Raw genomic sequence first — 16505 nt, 5'->3', positions numbered from 1 at the left:
AGTAGATTTAGTTGACTTTGTCAATCAATTGACAATGTCAACCAGGCTGGCTAGCGTCCTGGCGTATGCAGGTATTCGCCGCCATGTCGCCCGAGCTGCCGCTGACCCAGGTGCCGGCCTACGCACGCCGGATCGAGCGACTCGGCTTCGACGGCCTGCACATCGCCGAGACGACGCACGACTCACTGGCCGTGGCACTACTGGCCGCCGAACACACCGAACGGCTGACCATCCGCACAGCCGTCACGCTGGCCTTCGTCCGCAGCCCCATGCTCACCGCCTATGCGGCCTGGGACCTGCAGACCTTCTCGGGTGGGCGCTTCGAATTGGGCCTGGGCACCCAGATCCGCCAGAACATCGAAGACCGCTTCGGCATGCCCTGGAGTGAACCGCGGGCACGGATGGCCGAATACGTCGGTGCCCTCAAGGCGATTTTCGAAGCATTTCGGACCGGCGAGCCCGTCCGGCACGAGGGCGACGCCTACCGCATCACCCGGCTCCAGCCGTACTTCAACCCGGGGCCGAATGACCTGGCGCCACCGCGGATTTGGCTGGGCGCGGTTAATGCGCGGATGTGCAAACTGGCCGGCGGGGTGGCCGACGGCGTCGTCACGCACTCCACCAATTCCGACCCGGACTATCTGAGAGACGTTGTGCGCCCGGCACTTCAGCGCGGTGCCGAGGCGGCGGGCCGCTCCGGGCTGCCGGCCCTCGTGGCGTCTACCGCGGTCGCCACCGGCAGCACTGACCTGCGGGTCGCGCAGGACCGCGAGCGGCAACGCCGGATGCTGGCCTTCCTGCTCTCGACGCCCGCCTACGCGGCGACACTGAAACGAAAAGGCTGGCACGACTTGGCCGACGACCTTCGTGCCCTCATCAAACAGCAACGGTGGCAAGACCTGCCTACCGTCCTCGACGACGCCGTACTCGATCAGCTCGTGACGGCCGGGCGATACGATCAGCTTCCGGATCTGCTGCGTGCCAAGTACGACGGCATTGCGGACGGGGTGGTACTACCGCCGGTCGGTGCGGACGAGAACGAGGATCAACCCGTGCGGGCCTGCGTCCGGGACCTGCAGAACGGAGCGCGCCATGGCCTCGATTAGGGCGTCGAAACGCAAGATGGAGTCGGTGGATTCGATCAGCGCCGCCCTCGCCCAGGTGGTGCGGTTGAGCCTGAGCCGTGCGGCCTTCAAGCGGCAGGCCGCCAGTGCCGACACCGAACTGTCGCAGCCGTCGTACGCGCTGCTGCGGGTCCTGATCGATGACGGGCCGCAGCCCGTCGGGCAGTTGGCGACCACCGCGCACATGGACGTCGGCATGACCACGCGGCGCGTGCAGGCCCTGGTCGACGCCGGGCACGTCACCCGGCACGCCGACGGCAATGACGGGCGCGTGTCCATCGTGCAGGTCACCACGGCGGGGCAGCGGGCGGCCGACGCGCTGCAGGAAGTGCGTCGCGAACACCTGGCGCGTGCGCTCGCGGACTGGAGCGCCGACGATCTGCGTCAGCTCGACGTGCTGCTGAACCGGTTCGTCAACGACACCAAGGAAACCCCGATTTAGGGCGTTCAGTCGACATCGAGTTGCGCGGGCACGGCCGAAGCCAGCGCCGCCCGGCACGCCACGATGGCCGGCGTCTTGCTGATGGCGGTCCGCGTCGCCGTGAACACCACGCGCCGACGCGGATCGACGTCGATGACGCGGACATCGGGACGGCGCCGGACGCGCATCAGGTCGGGCAGGATGGCGACGGCGTTGCCGTTCTCGATCAGCGCGATCTGGGCTTCGAGATCGTCGGTCTCGAAGCGGACATCGGGCTCGAAACCTGCTTTCCGGCAGAGCTGTTCGGCCCAGTGCCGGGAAGCGGTGCCTTCGGGCTCCATCGTCCACGGCAGGTCGGCGGCATCTTCGACCGACGAGATGCGGTCCCACGGAGCTCCGCTCGGTGGGACGGCCAGCCGCAGCAGGTCGGTGGTCAGCGGTGCCCGGTGCAGATCGGGATACGCGCGCGCGGCGTGCCCCGGATACTCCTCGGCGATCACGAGATCGAACTCGCGCAGCCAGGTCTCGTACAGCGCCTGCTCCGGCTCGCGCTGCGACATGGTCACGCGCAGCCGCGGATGGCGGGTCGCCAGCTCCGTCAACATCTGCGGCATGAAGGCCGAGGCCGCCGATTGGAAGACGGCCAGCCGAACGGTGCCGGACGCCTCGTCGCTCTGCACCGCGACATCGGAGGCGGCCTGCTCGAGCCGCGCCAAGATGACCGCGGTGTGTTCGACGAGCACCTCGGCCGCGGGCGTGAGCCGCAGCCGGCGCCCGACCTTCTCGAGCAACGGCACGCCGACTTCGCGTTCGAGCTGGCTCAGCGCCTGCGATATCGATGACGGGCTTTGGTGCAGTGCCTCGGCGACCTCGGACAACGTGCCACGCAGGCTCAGCTCGTGCAGCAGACGCAGCCGTCGGGTGTCGAGCAGGTCAGCGCGCTGATATCTCATTTCTGCTTAATCTTTTCTGTCAGAAATCATCGCTTTATTTTAAGTGTCTGACGAGCTCATGATGGGCAGATGACCCAGCTAGGCAGTGACGAAGATCTGCTGACCGATGTCGTGAGTCAGGTCCGGTCCTGGCTCGACGACGCCGCCCGCCTGCCTGTCGCCCCGGCCGGCAGACGGTTGGCCGACGTCCTGCGCGATCCGCACGGCCTGGATTTCACCGTCGGCTTCGTCGACCGGGTGATCCGGCCCGAAGACCATCGCGTCGCGGCGGCCAACCTCCGGGCCCTCGCGCGCAACGCGCCTGCCTTCCTGCCGCTGCACGAACGGCTGTTGATCAAGCTCGGCGCCCTGGTGTCGGTGATCGCGCCCGGCCTGGTCATCCCAGTCGCCCGGAAGGCGTTGCGCCAGATGGTCGGTCACCTTCTCGTCGACGCAACCGATGCCCGTCTCGGACGATCCATCGCACGGATCCGCAGCCGTGGTGTCGGACTCAACATCAACCTGCTCGGTGAGGCCGTGCTCGGCCAGGCCGAGGCGGCCCGACGGCTGCAGGGCACCGAACGGCTGCTCGCCCGCCCCGACGTCGACTACGTGTCGATCAAGGTCTCGGCCACCGTGCCACCGCACTCGCCGTGGGCGTTCGATGAAGCCGTCGACCACATCGCGCAGAACCTGCTGCCGTTGTTCACGCAGGCGGCGACCGCGCCGACGAAGAAGTTCATCAACCTCGACATGGAGGAGTACCGCGACCTGGAGTTGACGATCGCGGTGTTCACCAAGCTGCTCGACCGGGCCGATCTGCTGGACCTCGAAGCCGGGATCGTGCTGCAGGCCTACCTGCCCGATGCGCTGAGCGCGATGATGCGCCTGCAGGACTGGGCTCGCGCGCGCCGCGAGCGGGGCGGCGCGGGCATCAAGGTCCGGTTGGTCAAGGGCGCCAACCTGCCCATGGAACACGTGGAGGCCTCGCTGCACGGCTGGCCCGTGGCGACCCTGCCGACCAAACGGGACACGGACACCAATTACAAACGGGTGCTGGATTACGCGCTGCGGCCCGAACACACGGCGAACGTGCGGATCGGTGTCGCCGGGCACAACCTCTTCGACATCGCGTACGCGTGGACGCTCGCGGGGCGTCGCGGCGTCCGGGACCGGGTGGAGTTCGAGATGCTGCTGGGGATGGCGGAGGCCCAGGCCGAAGCCGTCCGGCGCACCGTCGGCGGTCTATTGCTGTACGTACCGGTGGTGCACCCCAAGGACTTTGACGTCGCGATCGCCTACCTCGTGCGGCGGTTGGAGGAAGGTGCCAGCCAGGACAACTTCATGTCGGCGGTGTTCGAGCTGCACGACGACCAGTCGCTGTTCCAGCGCGAGAAGGACCGGTTCATCGCGTCGCTCGCGGATCTCGTGGGGGAGACTGTCATTCCGGTGCCCAACCGTCGTCAGGATCGCCGTACCGACGATCCGCGCGCGGCAATGTGCCCGGCCGGCCGGTTCGCGAATGTCGCCGACACCGATCCGGCGCTGCCCGGAAATCGGTTGTGGGGGCGGGCGATCACCGAGCGGATCGCCGCGTCGTCGACCGGTGTGGAGCTGGTGGCCGAGCACACCGTGACGAGCACGGCCGCGCTCGACGGAATCATCGCCGAGGCCGTCACCGCGGGTGCGGTGTGGGCGAAGCGGACCGGTGCTGAGCGGGCGGCGGTCCTGCGGCGCGCGGCGGCCTCGTTGCAGGCAGCGCGGGCGGTGTTGCTGGAGGTGATGGCGTCCGAGTGCGGCAAGACGCTGGATCAAGGCGATCCGGAGGTCTCCGAGGCCATCGATTTCGCGAATTATTATGCGGCACAGGCGGAAAAACTCGATGCTGTGGACGGCGCCGTCGCGGTGCCTGCGGGATTGGTGGTGGTGACGCCGCCATGGAACTTCCCGGTGGCGATCCCCGCCGGGTCGGTGCTGGCCGCGCTGGCCGCGGGCAGTCCCGTCATCATCAAACCCGCCACGCAGGCCAGGCGGTGTGGATCCGTCATGGTGCAAGCACTTTGGGACGCCGGCGTGCCGCGCGACGTGCTGCGGTTGGTGCATCTCGACGAGGGCGATCTCGGCACCCGGTTGGTATCGGACCCGCGCGTCGCCCGGCTGATCCTCACCGGCGCGTTCGAGACCGCCGAACTGTTCCGCGGCTTCCGGCCCGACCTGCCGCTGCTGGCCGAGACCAGCGGCAAGAACTCCATCATCGTCACTCCCCATGCCGATCTCGATCTCGCGGTGAAAGACCTGGTGTACTCGGCCTTCGGGCATGCCGGACAGAAGTGTTCGGCAGCGTCGCTGGGCATTCTGGTGGGCTCGGTCGCGCGGTCCGCGCGGTTCCGCGACCAGCTGGTCGATGCCGTCACGTCGCTGAAGGTCGGCTACCCGTCGGACCCGACCGTTCAGGTGGGGCCCGTCATCGAACCCGCGCACGGCAAACTGCTGAAGGCGCTCACGCAGCTCGGACCGGGGGAGCAGTGGCTGGTGGAGCCCCGCCAACTCGATGACACCGGCCGGCTCTGGTCGCCGGGAGTGAAGACCGGGGTTCGGCGCGGCTCGGAGTTCCACCTCACCGAATACTTCGGACCGGTTCTGGGCCTCATCGCCGCCGCCGATCTCGATGAGGCGATCGCCATCCAGAATCAGGTCGACTATGGACTGACGGCAGGCCTCTTCAGTCTGGACCGCGAGGAGATCGAACACTGGCTCGACCGGGTCGAGGCGGGCAACGCCTATGTGAACCGCTCGACCGTCGGCGCGATCGTGCAGCGTCAGCCCTTCGGCGGGTGGAAGAAATCGGCGGTCGGTGCGGGCACGAAGGCGGGCTGCCCGAACTACCTTGTCGGGCTGAGTGACTGGCGTTCCGCGCCGGCGACCCAGACTGCTCCGGTTTCGCCGGCCGTACAAGCGATCCTCGACGCCGCACAGACTTTCGCGCTGGATTCCGCGGAAATCGATTTCCTCGAACGGTCCTTCGGAGCCGACGCACATGCCTGGGCGACGGAGTTCGGCGTCGCGCGCGATGTCTCCGGTCTGATGGCGGAGAAGAACGTCTTCCGGTACCTGCCCGTCCCGGTCACGGTGCGCGCCGAGAATGCCGATCCGGCAGCCTTGTTGCGCGTGGTCGGCGCGGGCATCCTGGCCGGCTCCCGCGTGACCGTCTCCACCCCGGTTCCGCTCGCTCCGGCGATCGCCGGCACGCTGGCCACCGCCGGCGTCGTCTACCGGGTGGAGGATGCGGTGTCGTGGCGGAACACCCTGCGCGGCAACGCACCTGGACGGGTTCGCCTGCTCGGCGGCAGCCGCGAACAGTTCGCGCGCGACAGTGCCGGCGCTGTCGGCACCGCGCTCTACGCGGGGCCGGTTGTCGAAGCCGGGCGCGTCGAGCTGCTGACATTCCTGCACGAGCAGGCGATCGCCGTGACGGCGCACCGATTCGGTTCTCCGACGCCGTTGTCCGAGAACCTGTTCGGTGACGCGGTAACTCAGAGCGCGTAGGCGAGCTTGAACTTGTCGAGCAGATAGGGCCCCGACACCACCGGTGCGTAGCGCGGCGGATTGTCGGCCGTCGTGCACGTGGGGATGCACTCGATGACGGCGTCGAAGTTGGGCTGGTGGAAGAACGGCAGGCTGAACCGCTCTCCGCCCGCGCCGTTGCTCACTACACGGTGCACGGTGCTGACCCAGCGGTCGTTGGTCCACCGGGCCAGCAGGTCGCCGATGTTGATGACGAATGATCCGGGGACGATGGGCACATCGATCCATTCGCCTTGGTCACCCCGAACCTGTAGCCCGCGCTGAGATTCGTCCTGCAACAGGATCGTGAGATTGCCCCAGTCGCTGTGCTGGCTCAGCCGGACTTCGCCGGCCGGCCGATTGTCGGCCGGGTAGTAGTTGGCCATCAGGTTGGAGTTGTGGCGGTCGATCGACGCGTCGAACCAGTCCTCGCGCAGGCCGAGGGCAAGCGCGAACAGCCGCGACAATTCGGTCGCCAGTAATTCCATTTCGGCGTAGTAGCGCTCGTAGGCCGCGCGGAATCCCGGGAGGTCGGGCCAGCGGTCGGCGACGGCCACCCGCTCGTCGGTCCAGCCGTCGCCGCCCAGACCCTCCGGGTTGCCCAGCGGGAAGTGGACGAACTTCTCGACCCGGTCCGGCGCTTGGTGTTCGGCCGCGACGTCCGCGCCATCGTTGGTGGCCGCGAGCTTGCCCGCGCTGCTGAATCCACGGGCCAGCGGGTCGCCCGGAAGTGCTCGGACGCTGTCCTTTTCGGCCTGCGGTAGCGCGAAGAATTCGCGCAGGGCGCGGTTGACGTCGTTGATGGCCTTGTACGGCACGCCGTGCCCGACCAGGATCAGGAAGCCGCTCGTCTCGCAGCACCGGCCGATCGCATCGGCCACCGCCTGGCGGTGCGTCGGGTCGCCGGTGCGGGCGCTGCTGATGTCTATCACTGGGACGAAGCCGTCCTGCAGGACGACGCGGTCGACGATCACTTCTGGTTGGGTCATGCTGTCGACGCTAGAACCTCAACCTAAGTTGAGATCAAGTGTGAAAATTCTTCTCGCGCAACACAGTCGGTCTGTGACGCCGACTACTGGCTCTGGTGCACCGTGGTGTCGACCCGTGGCGCCTGCGCGTGCGGCTGGATGTCCTGGAGCCACTGCAGCTGATCGATGCCGTGGTTGTTGTGCGATGCCACAACGGTTTCCGGCAGCGCCTTCTGCGTGTCCTCGGCGAACGACCACACGATCGGGGACACCAGGACTCCGACTCCGAGTGCGCCTGCGAGAACGTAACGGCCCAGTGCCTGCCGTGTACTACTGCTCATCGTTTTCATGCCGTTGCCTCCTGCTGGGTGCCTGGGTGCGATGCCCAGATCAACAGGCGCCCGAAACGGCGTCATCCCAGGTGGCGCGATGTTTATCGGAGTTGGCAGGATCGCTTATCGGCCCGTGTGCAACCGCAACAACGTCCACGCCGCCAACGATTGCGCATCGGTGATGTCGCCGCGGCGGATCATGTCCTCGATCTGATCGGCGGTGAACCACTCGCTGTGCATGTCCTGCTCCTCATGCTCACGTTCGTGTTCGCCCTCGGTGATGCCGGTCGCGAGGTAGGCCCAGCCGCGTTGGCTGCACATCCCGGGTGCGACGTCCAACTGGCCCAACACCTCCCACGTCTCGGCACGCAGCCCGGTCTCCTCGCGGAGTTCCTGCGCCGCCAGATCGCCGGGCGCAGGCTCGTCGCCGTCCAAGGTGCCCGGCGCGGTGCCCTGCACAAACTCCCAGCGCCGCAACCCGATCGGGTAGCGGAACTGCTCCACCATCCGGTAGCGGTCGCCGTCGCGGGCGATCACCAGGGCATAGGTGGGCTTGTCCACCACGCCGTAGATGCCGGTGGTGCCGTCGGGACGACGGATGTCGTCTTCGCGCACAGACATCCAGGCGTTGCGGTAGACCTCACGGGAGCCGACGCGTTCGATCACAGCTCCAGTATCGCGGAGTGCCGCTATTCGACCGGGTATGGGCCGTCGGAGAAGACCTGCGAGTGATATCCCTTCGAGCCGACCGACAGCGCCAGGGAACTGCGGAACTCGCGACCCTGCGCGAGTGCTCCGATCAGCTCGGCGAAGGTGTGCCGCGGGTGCCAACCCAGTTCGGTCCTGGCGCGGTCGTTGACGTAGACCCGGTCGATCGACGGGAACATGGTCCAGCCGCGGCGCCGGTATTCGTCCACGTACCCGGGCACGCAGCGTGCCACGACCGCCGGTGCGTCCAGCCGCAACTGCGGCAGATCCGCGACGGTGAACGGCGACGTCGCGCTGATGATGTAGCGCCCGAACCCGATAACAGGTGCGCGCTCGATGGCCCGCAGGTGGGCTTCGACGACATCTTCGAGATCGACACGGCGGTAGAGGAATTCGTTGACCTTTGCGTTGGCATCGTCGTAGCTGTCCCGAATGTCCTTGCTGTCATCGGATTCCGGAAAGAACCGCGAGGTCCGCAACACCACGCAGGGGAGTCCGCGCCGGCGCGCAAACAGTTCACACAGGTCTTCGGCGGCTGCTTTGGTGACGCCGTAGATGTTCTTGGGCCTGTCCGCGACGTCCTCGGTGATCCACGCGGCGGGTTCGTGCGCAGCAGGAACCAGTGCGTCCCCGAATGCGCTCGTCGTGCTGGTGTAGACGAATCGGGTCACCCCGGCCGCGACCGCGTGCTCGAGAAGGTTGAGCGTGCCGGTGATGTTCGTATCGACGAATTCCCGCCGGGTGTGGGTCGCGACGTGCGGCTTGTGCAGCGTCGCGGTGTGCACAACAGCATCGACCCCGCGTATCGCTTCGGCGACGGCCACCGGGTCGGTGACCGATGCCTGGTGGCGGGTGAAGACCGACGCCGTCGTATCGAGGCCGACGACCTCGTGGTTCGTCTGCTGCAAGCGCAGCATCAGTGCCTCACCCAGGTGACCCGAACTGCCGGTCACGAGAATCTTCATTGTCGCTGGTCCCCGGTTGCCCTGCCGAACGGACGATGTCCCGCCCTCACGGCTTCGAACCTATTGGCGCCGACGGCCGAGCGCGAGTCATTTTTGACGCGGGTCCTTCGCTGGAATCGGATAGGCGAGTAGCCTCGCGATGTGCTGCTGACCTCTCTGAACCCCGCCGTTGTCGCTGCCGGACACGACCTCGAAGACGCGGTGCGGATCGACGGCGCGGTGCTGTCACGCAGCGATCTGGTCGGGGCTGCGACATCGGTCGCCGAGCGGGTCGCGGGGGCGTCGCTGGTCGCCGTCCTGGCACGGCCTACCGCCAAGACGGTGCTGGCGATCGCCGGCTGCCTCATCGCGGGGGTGCCGGTGGTTCCGGTGCCGGCCGATGTCGGTGCGGCCGAACGCCGACACATGATCACCGATTCCGGCGCGCAGGCCTGGCTGGGGGAGGCGCCCGAGGAGACTGAAGGACTACCGGTTGTTCCGGTCCGGTTGCACGCCCGGTCCTGGCACCGCTACGCCGAGCCCTCGCCGGATTCGACGGCGCTGATCATGTACACCTCGGGCACCACGGGTCTGCCGAAAGGCGTGCTGATCAGCCGTCGCGCCATCGCGGCCGACATCGATGCGCTGGCCAAAGCCTGGGCCTGGACCCCGGCCGACACGCTGGTGCACGGCCTGCCGTTGTTCCACGTGCACGGCCTGATCCTCGGCCTGCTGGGCTCGCTGCGCATCGGAAATCGCTTCGTGCACACCGGGAAACCCACACCGGCCGCGTATGCGGAGGCGGGCGGCTCGTTGTACTTCGGCGTGCCGACCGTGTGGTCCCGCGTCGTGGCCGATGCCGCCGCCGCCGAGGCGTTGCGGGGCGCCCGGCTGCTGGTGTCCGGCAGTGCGGCGCTGCCCGTACCGGTGTTCGACGACCTGGTGCGGCTCACCGGGCACGCACCCGTCGAGCGCTACGGCAGCACCGAATCGCTGATCACCCTGTCGACCCGGGTCGACGGTGAACGCCGGCCCGGCTGGGTCGGCTTGCCGCTCGACGGCGTGCAGACCCGGCTGGTCGCCGAGGACGGGTCGCCGGTGCCGCACGACGGGGAAACCATTGGCCGCCTGGAGGTTTCCACGCCGACGTTGTTCAGCGGGTACCTCAACCGGCCCGAGGCGACGGCGGAGGTGCTCGGTGACGACGGCTGGTACCGCACCGGCGACGTGGCCGTCGTCGACGCCGAGGGCATGCATCGCATCGTCGGCCGTGAGTCGGTGGACCTGATCAAGTCCGGTGGTTTTCGGGTCGGTGCCGGCGAGATCGAGACCGTCCTGCTGGGGCACCCGGGTGTATCGGAGGCCGCGGTGGTCGGCGTGCCCGACGACGACCTGGGCCAGCGCATCGTCGCGTTCGTGGTCGGGTCCGCATCGGCGCAGGAACTCATCGATTTTGTGGCGCAACAGCTTTCGGTGCACAAACGGCCGCGCGAGGTGCGCCTCGTCGACAGCCTGCCGCGTAACGCCATGGGCAAGGTGCAGAAGAAGCTCCTCGTCTAGGGCAGACGACTGGCCGGTCCACCCTCGATCTCCGGCTGGATCAACCGGAAGTGAGATTCGCTGCGCTGCATGTGCCGTCGCTGGTAGTCGCCTTCGATGTGCTTGCCGTCGACCGTGCCGGTCAACGTCAGCCGGTCGGGACCGTCGAGGCGAAAGTGCAGCACAGTGGGCGGATCCGCTTCGTGCCTCTTGATCTCCAGCCGGTCGCCGCGGATCTCGAACAGGTAGACGGTCACGTAGCCCGCCGGGACCTGGGTGACGAAGCTCGTGTAGTCGCCGGACCGGTCCGCGATCGCGACATTCGTCCATGGCGCCGGCGAGGTCTGCTGCAGCGTCGCCTGTTCGCCTTCCACGGTGAATGACGTTGCGCGCCAGACTCCGTCGATGTCCGATTCCCGGTGCCGAATCTGCTGGTAGGTGACGACGCTGAACGTCGTGACCAGCACGACGACGACGCCTGCGATGGCGAACTTCGCCACGGTGCCGGTCCGGCGCACCCACCGCCTGCCGGAACCCAGCGCCGGCCACAGCGCGACCGGTTCGGGAGCGCCAAGCTGGAATACCGTTTGAGCCAGGCTTTTCCAGTACGGCGTGGTGATCGCGACGGCGATGAACAACAGCTGGCCGGACACCAGCTTCACCGGGACGTCGTAGAAGAGGTTGAGCAGGAACACCTGGGCCATGGCCACGATCGCGATCAGCGCGCCCAGCAGCCAGGTACGTCGCCACAGCAATAGGGCACCGGCGGCGAATTCGACCAGGCCGGTGGCCACCGAGTAGGGGTCCGAGGCGCCCATGAAACCCCACAGCGTGTTCATCATGCTGACGTCGCCGACCATCTGGATCTGGTAGCCGGGCAGCATCATGTAGGCCATCTGCGTGGGAATGAGCTTGGCCAGACCGTAGAGCAGCATCGAGACGGCCAGACCGAACCGCGCGAACACCAGCAGCAGCGCGGCAAGGCTGCGGTAGTTCGGCCGATGCCGGTCCAGGGCGGTCCACACCGCGGTGATCACCAGAGCCACCAGGATCCAGCCGAGGTGCAGGCACCACTCCGCCAGGGAATCAGCGCCGCCGTCGACGTTCAGGTACGCGCCCTCGCCGCGGGTCACGAAACTGCCCAGGTTTGCGAGCCCCTGCAGAAGCGGGGCAATCAAGACGCTCAGGCCCAGATTGCCGTACACCGAGAGGATCAGGATTCCGCCGCCGATGGTGAAGAACAGCCGGAACGCCAGCTTCTGCGCGCCGGTCCACTCGGGCGCCGAAATCTTGTCGGGTTCGGTAGGTGTCAAGGTGTCCGCGTCGCCGGTCGTAGTGCTCACCGGATTGACGCTAGCGATGAATGTGCGCCGATGTCCCTGGGGGAAAACCTCCAACTTCCCGGCGGCGACGAGCTGGGCGTATCCACGCGCACAAGCTCTTTCCCGGCGGGAATGCCACACGCCGCCGCGGCCTTGTAGATCCCATGCAACTCACAGACGAAGCCCGCGCCCTGATCGGGGACGGGGCCAACGCAACGCTGGTGACTCTGAATGCCGATGGCAGCCCGCAGGTTTCGGTGGTGTGGGTCGAACTGCAGGGCGACGAACTGGTCAGCGCGCACCTCGGCGACTACAAGAAGCTGCGCAACATGCGCCGCGACCCGCGTGTGGCGGTCACCATCATCGGCACCGACCGGGGCGCCGCATCGGTGAATCCGTACCTCGCGATCAGCGGTACCGCCCGCATCGTCGAGGGTGGGGCGCCCGAGGTGCTGACCCGACTGACCAACGTGATGGCGCCCGAGTTCAACGGCCAGTTCCCACCGGCCGGCGCGCCGCCGGGATACCTCACCCGCATCACCATCGACAAGGTGACGGGCGTCGGCCCCTGGGCCTGAACGACGAAAGTGAGCTTGTGTGCGAGCTTTCGATGAAACCACGCACACAAGCTCACTTTCGGTGAGCAGACTCTAGTTGGCGTGCAGCGCCTCGTTGAGCGTGATGCCGGTGCCGTCGCGCTTGACGACCTCGACCGCGCCGCTGACCGAGTTCCGGCGGAACAGCAGGTTGTTCGAGCCGGACAGTTCCTTGGCCTTGACGGTCTGGCCGTCGGCGGTGGTCACCTTGGTGCCGCCGGTGACGTACAGGCCGGCCTCGATGACGCAGTCGTCGCCCAGCGAGATGCCCAGGCCCGCGTTGGCGCCCAGCAGGCAGCGCTTGCCCACCGAGATGACCTCCTTGCCGCCACCGGACAGCGTGCCCATGATCGACGCGCCGCCGCCGACGTCGGAGCCGTCATCGACGACGACGCCCGCCGAGATACGGCCCTCGACCATCGAGGTGCCCAGGGTGCCGGCGTTGAAGTTGACGAAGCCCTCGTGCATGACGGTGGTGCCCGACGCGAGGTGCGCGCCGAGACGGACACGGTCGGCGTCGGCGATGCGCACACCGCTCGGCAGCACGTAGTCGACCATGCGGGGGAACTTGTCGACACCGAACACGGTGACCGTGCCGCGACGACGCAGCTTGGCGCGGACGGTCTCGAAGCCCTCGACCGCGCAGGGGCCGAAGTTGGTCCACACCACGTTCGTCAGCAGGCCGAAGATGCCGTCCAAGTTGGCGCCGTGCGGCGCGATCAGGCGGTGCGACAGGAGGTGCAGGCGCAGCCAGACATCGTGCGTGTCGGCGGGCTTGTCGTCGAGCGAGGCGATGGTGGTGCGCACGATCTCGGTGCGCACGCCGCGGTCCTCGTCGGTGCCGACGAGGGCTTCCAGCTCAGCGGGGACCGGGCCGGCCGCGGCGTCGGCGTTCAGTTCGGGTGCCGGGAACCAGGTGTCGAGGACGGTTCCGTCGGAGGTGATGGTGGCGATGCCGATGCCGGATGCACCAGAAGAAGAAGTCACGTTGCTAAAGGCTACTGAACCAGCGCTGAACTGGGGGCACCACCCACGAGCGGGCGGTGCCCCCGGTCCGGCGAGGGAACCCTCACTGCAGGTGATGGACCTCCTGCAGCCCGTACACCGGCGTCGGGATGCCCTCGTACCGGGCCTTGAGCTGCAGCGCCAGATACAGCGAGTAGTGCCGTGACTGGTGCAGGTTGCCGCCGTGGAACCACAGGTTCTCCTGCTGCGTCGGCTTCCACATGTTGCGCTGTTCGCCCTCCCACGGGCCGGGGTCCTTGGCGGTCCCGCTGCCCAGGCCCCACACCTTGCCGACGCGGTCGGCGATCTCCTGGCCCATGAGGTCGGCGGCCCAGCCGTTCATCGAGCCGTAGCCGGTCGCGTAGACGACGACGTCGGCGGGCAGTTCGGTGCCGTCGGCCAGCACCACCGCGTTCTCGGTCAGATGTGACACCTGGCCGTGCGCCAGCTTGATGGAACCGTTGGCCACCAGCTCGCACGCACCGACGTCGATGTAGTAGCCCGAGCCGCGGCGCAGGTACTTCATGAACAGGCCGGAGTCGTCGTCGCCGAAGTCCAGCTCGAAGCCGGCCGCCTCCAACCGGTCGTAGAAGTCCTTGTCCCGCACCCGGATCGCGTCGTAGATCGGTCGCTGGAAATCGGCCATGATGGCGTACGGCAGCGACGCGAACGTCAGGTCGGCCTTCTCGGTCGTCATGCCGGCGGCCACCGCGCGCTCCGAGTACAGGTCGCCGAGGCCGAGCTCCATCAGTGAGTCGGACTTCACGACGTGGGTCGACGAGCGCTGCAGCATCGTCACGTCGACGCCGTTCTCGTACAGGGCTTTACAGATGTCGTGCGCCGAGTTGTTCGACCCCACCACGACGACCTTCTTGCCGACGTACCGGTCCGGGCCCGGGTGCTGACTCGAGTGGTGCTGTTCCCCGGCAAAGATGTCCTGGCCCGGAAGTGTTGGGATGCTTGGCTTTCCGGACATGCCGGTCGCCAGTACCAGCTGGGTCGGGTGCAGCGTCATGCGCTCGCCGTCGCGGTTCACCTCGACGCTCCACCGGCCGGCATCGGAATCGTAAGTGGCCGAGAGGCATTCGGTGCGCGACCAGTACGGCACCTCCATGACCTTGGTGTAGAACTCCAGCCAGTCGCCGACCTTGTCCTTGGGCGCGAAGACCGGCCAGTTAGCCGGGAACGGCAGGTAGGGCAGGTGGTCGTACCACACGGGGTCGTGCAGGCACAGGGACTTGTAGCGCTTGCGCCACTGGTCGCCGGGCCGCTCGTGCTTGTCGACGACGATCGACGGCACTCCGAGTTGCCGCAGCCGCGCACCCAACGCGATACCGCCCTGACCACCGCCGATGACCAGTACATAGGGCTGCTTCTCGCGCCCCAGCGTCGCCTCTTCCTCGGCGCGCTTCTCGGCCCACGAGCGCGGGTCGGGGTCGGACCCGTGCACCGCGCCGAGCACCCGCGTCGCGCCCTTGCGCTCCTCATGGCCCTTGAGCTCCTGCAGCGTGGTCAGCAGCGTCCAACCTTCGTCGCCGCGTAGCCGCAGGTGGCCCGAGCCGCGCCCGGTGGCCGTCTCGAACTCGATGAACGCCGAGGTCACGTCGCCGTCGGCGGTGGCGGGTTCACGGGTCCGGAACCCGGACGGGGTGGTGTCGGCCAGCCGCGCGCGCAGCATGCCGGCGATCTGGTCGCGGCCTTCCACGGTCTTGATGTTCCAGGTGAAGGCGACGAGGTCACGCCAGAAGCTGTCGACGGCGAACATCCCGACGACGCCGTCGATGTCCTGTGCGGCCAGTGCCGCCTCGAAGTTGGCGAGCCAGTTCTCGACGCGCTGCTGCGGCGACATGGCGGTGGTGGGTTCCAGTGTTGCGGTCATGTGACTCAGAACACAGCCAGGGCGCAACTCCCGACAAGAGTTGCAGCACGTTGCAGCGTTGCAACCTCCTGCAACTCTGTCGGTGTGTGGCCGCGGTCACATACAACTGGTCGCATGAGAGCTGCTGTCTACTACGGACCCAACAAAGTCTCGGTCGAGGACGTCGCCATCCCGACTCCCGGGCCGGGCCAGGTGCAACTACAGGTCGGATTCAACGGCATCTGTGGCACCGACCTGCACGAGTACTACGCCGGCCCCATCTTCGTCCCCACACAGCCGCACCCCCTGACGCATCAGGAACTCCCGCTCACGCTGGGCCACGAGTTCTCCGGCACCGTCACGGCGGTCGGCGCCGGGGTGACGGACTGGCGCGAGGGCGACCGGGTGGCCGTCGAGCCGATCTACAAATGCGACCACTGCGGCCCGTGTGCGGCAGGCAACTACAACGTCTGCCAGCAGATCGGCTTCCACGGCCTGATGTCCGACGGTGGCATGGCCGAGTACACCGTGGTGCCGACGAACATGCTGCACCGGCTGCCCGACAACGTCTCGCTGGAACTCGGCGCGCTCGTCGAACCGATGTCGGTGGCCTACCACGCGGCAACCCTCGGCGACGTCAAACCCGGTGACACCGCGATGGTGTTCGGCGCCGGTCCCATCGGCATCGGATTGTGGTTCGCGTTGCGCGGCAAGGGACTTCAGGAAGTGTTCGTCGTCGAGCCGTCGCCGACGCGCCGCGCGGCCATCGAAGCGCTCGGCGCCGTCACGCTCGACCCGACGGTCAGCGATGTGCCCGGCTTCATCGCCGACCACACCTACGGTGCCGGCGCCGACGCGGTGTACGACGCCGCCGGTGTCACGCCCGCTGTGGAGACCGCACTGGCGTGCGTCGGATCCCGCAAGCCGATGGTGAGCGTCGCGATCTACGAAAAGCCGCTGCAGACACCGCTTTTGAACCTGGTGATGAACGAGTCCCGCATCCAGGGCTCGCTGTGCTACACGGGCGCTGACTTCGAGGCCGTCATCGCGTTGATGGCGCAGGGCGCCTACGACACCAGCGGATGGGTGGCCCAGATCCCGATCGGTGACGTGGTTTCCGAAGGATTCGAGGCCCTGCATGCGGGGAACAAGATGAAAGTTCTGGTCGACCCGACGCGATGAGCGGAGAAAC

Annotated in this window: 14 protein-coding genes; 6 read left to right on the top strand and 8 right to left on the bottom strand. The window is 67.4% G+C overall.

Translation table 11 applies throughout. The features are described from left to right. Positions 1–65 precede the first annotated feature (65 nt). A complete protein-coding gene (locus ACJH7A_RS13235; RefSeq protein WP_406802107.1) occupies positions 66–1106 on the top strand; it encodes a TIGR03617 family F420-dependent LLM class oxidoreductase in 1041 nt (346 codons plus the stop codon). Then, positions 1093–1566: a MarR family winged helix-turn-helix transcriptional regulator gene (locus ACJH7A_RS13230; protein ID WP_346415134.1), complete on the top strand. Its 474-nt coding sequence runs from the start codon at positions 1093–1095 to the stop codon at positions 1564–1566. The genes ACJH7A_RS13235 and ACJH7A_RS13230 overlap by 14 nt, the downstream gene beginning before the upstream one ends. A 5-nt stretch (positions 1567–1571) precedes the next feature. Here the strand turns inward: ACJH7A_RS13230 and ACJH7A_RS13225 are convergent, their stop codons facing one another. Next, positions 1572–2498 carry a LysR family transcriptional regulator gene (locus ACJH7A_RS13225; protein WP_406802106.1) on the bottom strand — a complete coding sequence of 309 codons (927 nt, stop codon included), beginning with the start codon at positions 2496–2498 and terminating at the stop codon, positions 1572–1574. 69 nt (positions 2499–2567) lie between these two features. Here ACJH7A_RS13225 and ACJH7A_RS13220 point away from each other — a divergent pair, with 69 nt between their 5' ends. Beyond that, positions 2568–6023: a proline dehydrogenase family protein gene (locus ACJH7A_RS13220; protein WP_406802105.1), complete on the top strand. Its 3456-nt coding sequence runs from the start codon at positions 2568–2570 to the stop codon at positions 6021–6023. On the opposite strand, the gene ACJH7A_RS13215 is transcribed toward ACJH7A_RS13220, so the two are convergent. The 4 genes from ACJH7A_RS13215 to ACJH7A_RS13200 form a co-directional block, all read right to left on the bottom strand. Further along, positions 6011–7030 (bottom strand): isopenicillin N synthase family dioxygenase, encoded by a 1020-nt coding sequence (locus tag ACJH7A_RS13215; protein ID WP_406784222.1) that lies wholly within the window; start codon positions 7028–7030, stop codon positions 6011–6013. The genes ACJH7A_RS13220 and ACJH7A_RS13215 overlap by 13 nt on opposite strands. Before the next feature lie 83 nt (positions 7031–7113). Then, the gene (locus ACJH7A_RS13210) at positions 7114–7350 is read right to left on the bottom strand and encodes a hypothetical protein (protein WP_318986215.1); all 237 of its coding nucleotides are present in this window, start codon (positions 7348–7350) and stop codon (positions 7114–7116) included. A gap of 114 nt (positions 7351–7464) precedes the next feature. Then, on the bottom strand, positions 7465–7962 hold the full coding sequence (locus tag ACJH7A_RS13205; protein ID WP_318986276.1) for an NUDIX hydrolase: 498 nt from the start codon (positions 7960–7962) through the stop codon (positions 7465–7467). Between the two features lie 68 nt (positions 7963–8030). After that, entirely contained in the window at positions 8031–9014 is a 984-nt protein-coding gene (locus ACJH7A_RS13200; RefSeq protein ID WP_406784223.1) for an NAD-dependent epimerase/dehydratase family protein, read from the bottom strand. A 141-nt stretch (positions 9015–9155) separates the two neighbouring features. Between ACJH7A_RS13200 and ACJH7A_RS13195 the strand changes: the two genes are divergently transcribed. Continuing rightward, positions 9156–10553 carry an acyl-CoA synthetase gene (locus ACJH7A_RS13195; RefSeq protein WP_406784224.1) on the top strand — a complete coding sequence of 466 codons (1398 nt, stop codon included), beginning with the start codon at positions 9156–9158 and terminating at the stop codon, positions 10551–10553. Here the strand turns inward: ACJH7A_RS13195 and ACJH7A_RS13190 are convergent. Further along, entirely contained in the window at positions 10550–11875 is a 1326-nt protein-coding gene (locus ACJH7A_RS13190; RefSeq protein WP_406802104.1) for a hypothetical protein, read from the bottom strand. The genes ACJH7A_RS13195 and ACJH7A_RS13190 overlap by 4 nt on opposite strands. Before the next feature lie 143 nt (positions 11876–12018). On the opposite strand from ACJH7A_RS13190, the gene ACJH7A_RS13185 reads away from it, so the two are divergent. Then, on the top strand, positions 12019–12432 hold the full coding sequence (locus tag ACJH7A_RS13185; protein WP_318986211.1) for a PPOX class F420-dependent oxidoreductase: 414 nt from the start codon (positions 12019–12021) through the stop codon (positions 12430–12432). Between the two features lie 72 nt (positions 12433–12504). On the opposite strand, the gene dapD is transcribed toward ACJH7A_RS13185, so the two are convergent. Continuing rightward, positions 12505–13437, bottom strand: a complete 933-nt coding sequence (gene dapD / locus ACJH7A_RS13180; protein WP_318986210.1) for a 2,3,4,5-tetrahydropyridine-2,6-dicarboxylate N-succinyltransferase — start codon at positions 13435–13437, stop codon at positions 12505–12507. Positions 13438–13519: 82 nt separating this feature from the next. After that, on the bottom strand, positions 13520–15334 hold the full coding sequence (locus tag ACJH7A_RS13175; RefSeq protein WP_406802103.1) for an NAD(P)-binding domain-containing protein: 1815 nt from the start codon (positions 15332–15334) through the stop codon (positions 13520–13522). 114 nt (positions 15335–15448) lie between these two features. Here ACJH7A_RS13175 and ACJH7A_RS13170 point away from each other — a divergent pair, with 114 nt between their 5' ends. Continuing rightward, entirely contained in the window at positions 15449–16495 is a 1047-nt protein-coding gene (locus tag ACJH7A_RS13170) for a 2,3-butanediol dehydrogenase (RefSeq protein ID WP_406802102.1), read from the top strand. Positions 16496–16505: the final 10 nt, after the last annotated feature.

Source organism: Mycobacterium sp. SMC-17, from assembly GCF_045310915.1.
In the GTDB taxonomy this organism is placed as follows: Bacteria; Actinomycetota; Actinomycetes; order Mycobacteriales; family Mycobacteriaceae; genus Mycobacterium.
This window is presented reverse-complemented; position numbering and strand designations above follow the sequence as displayed.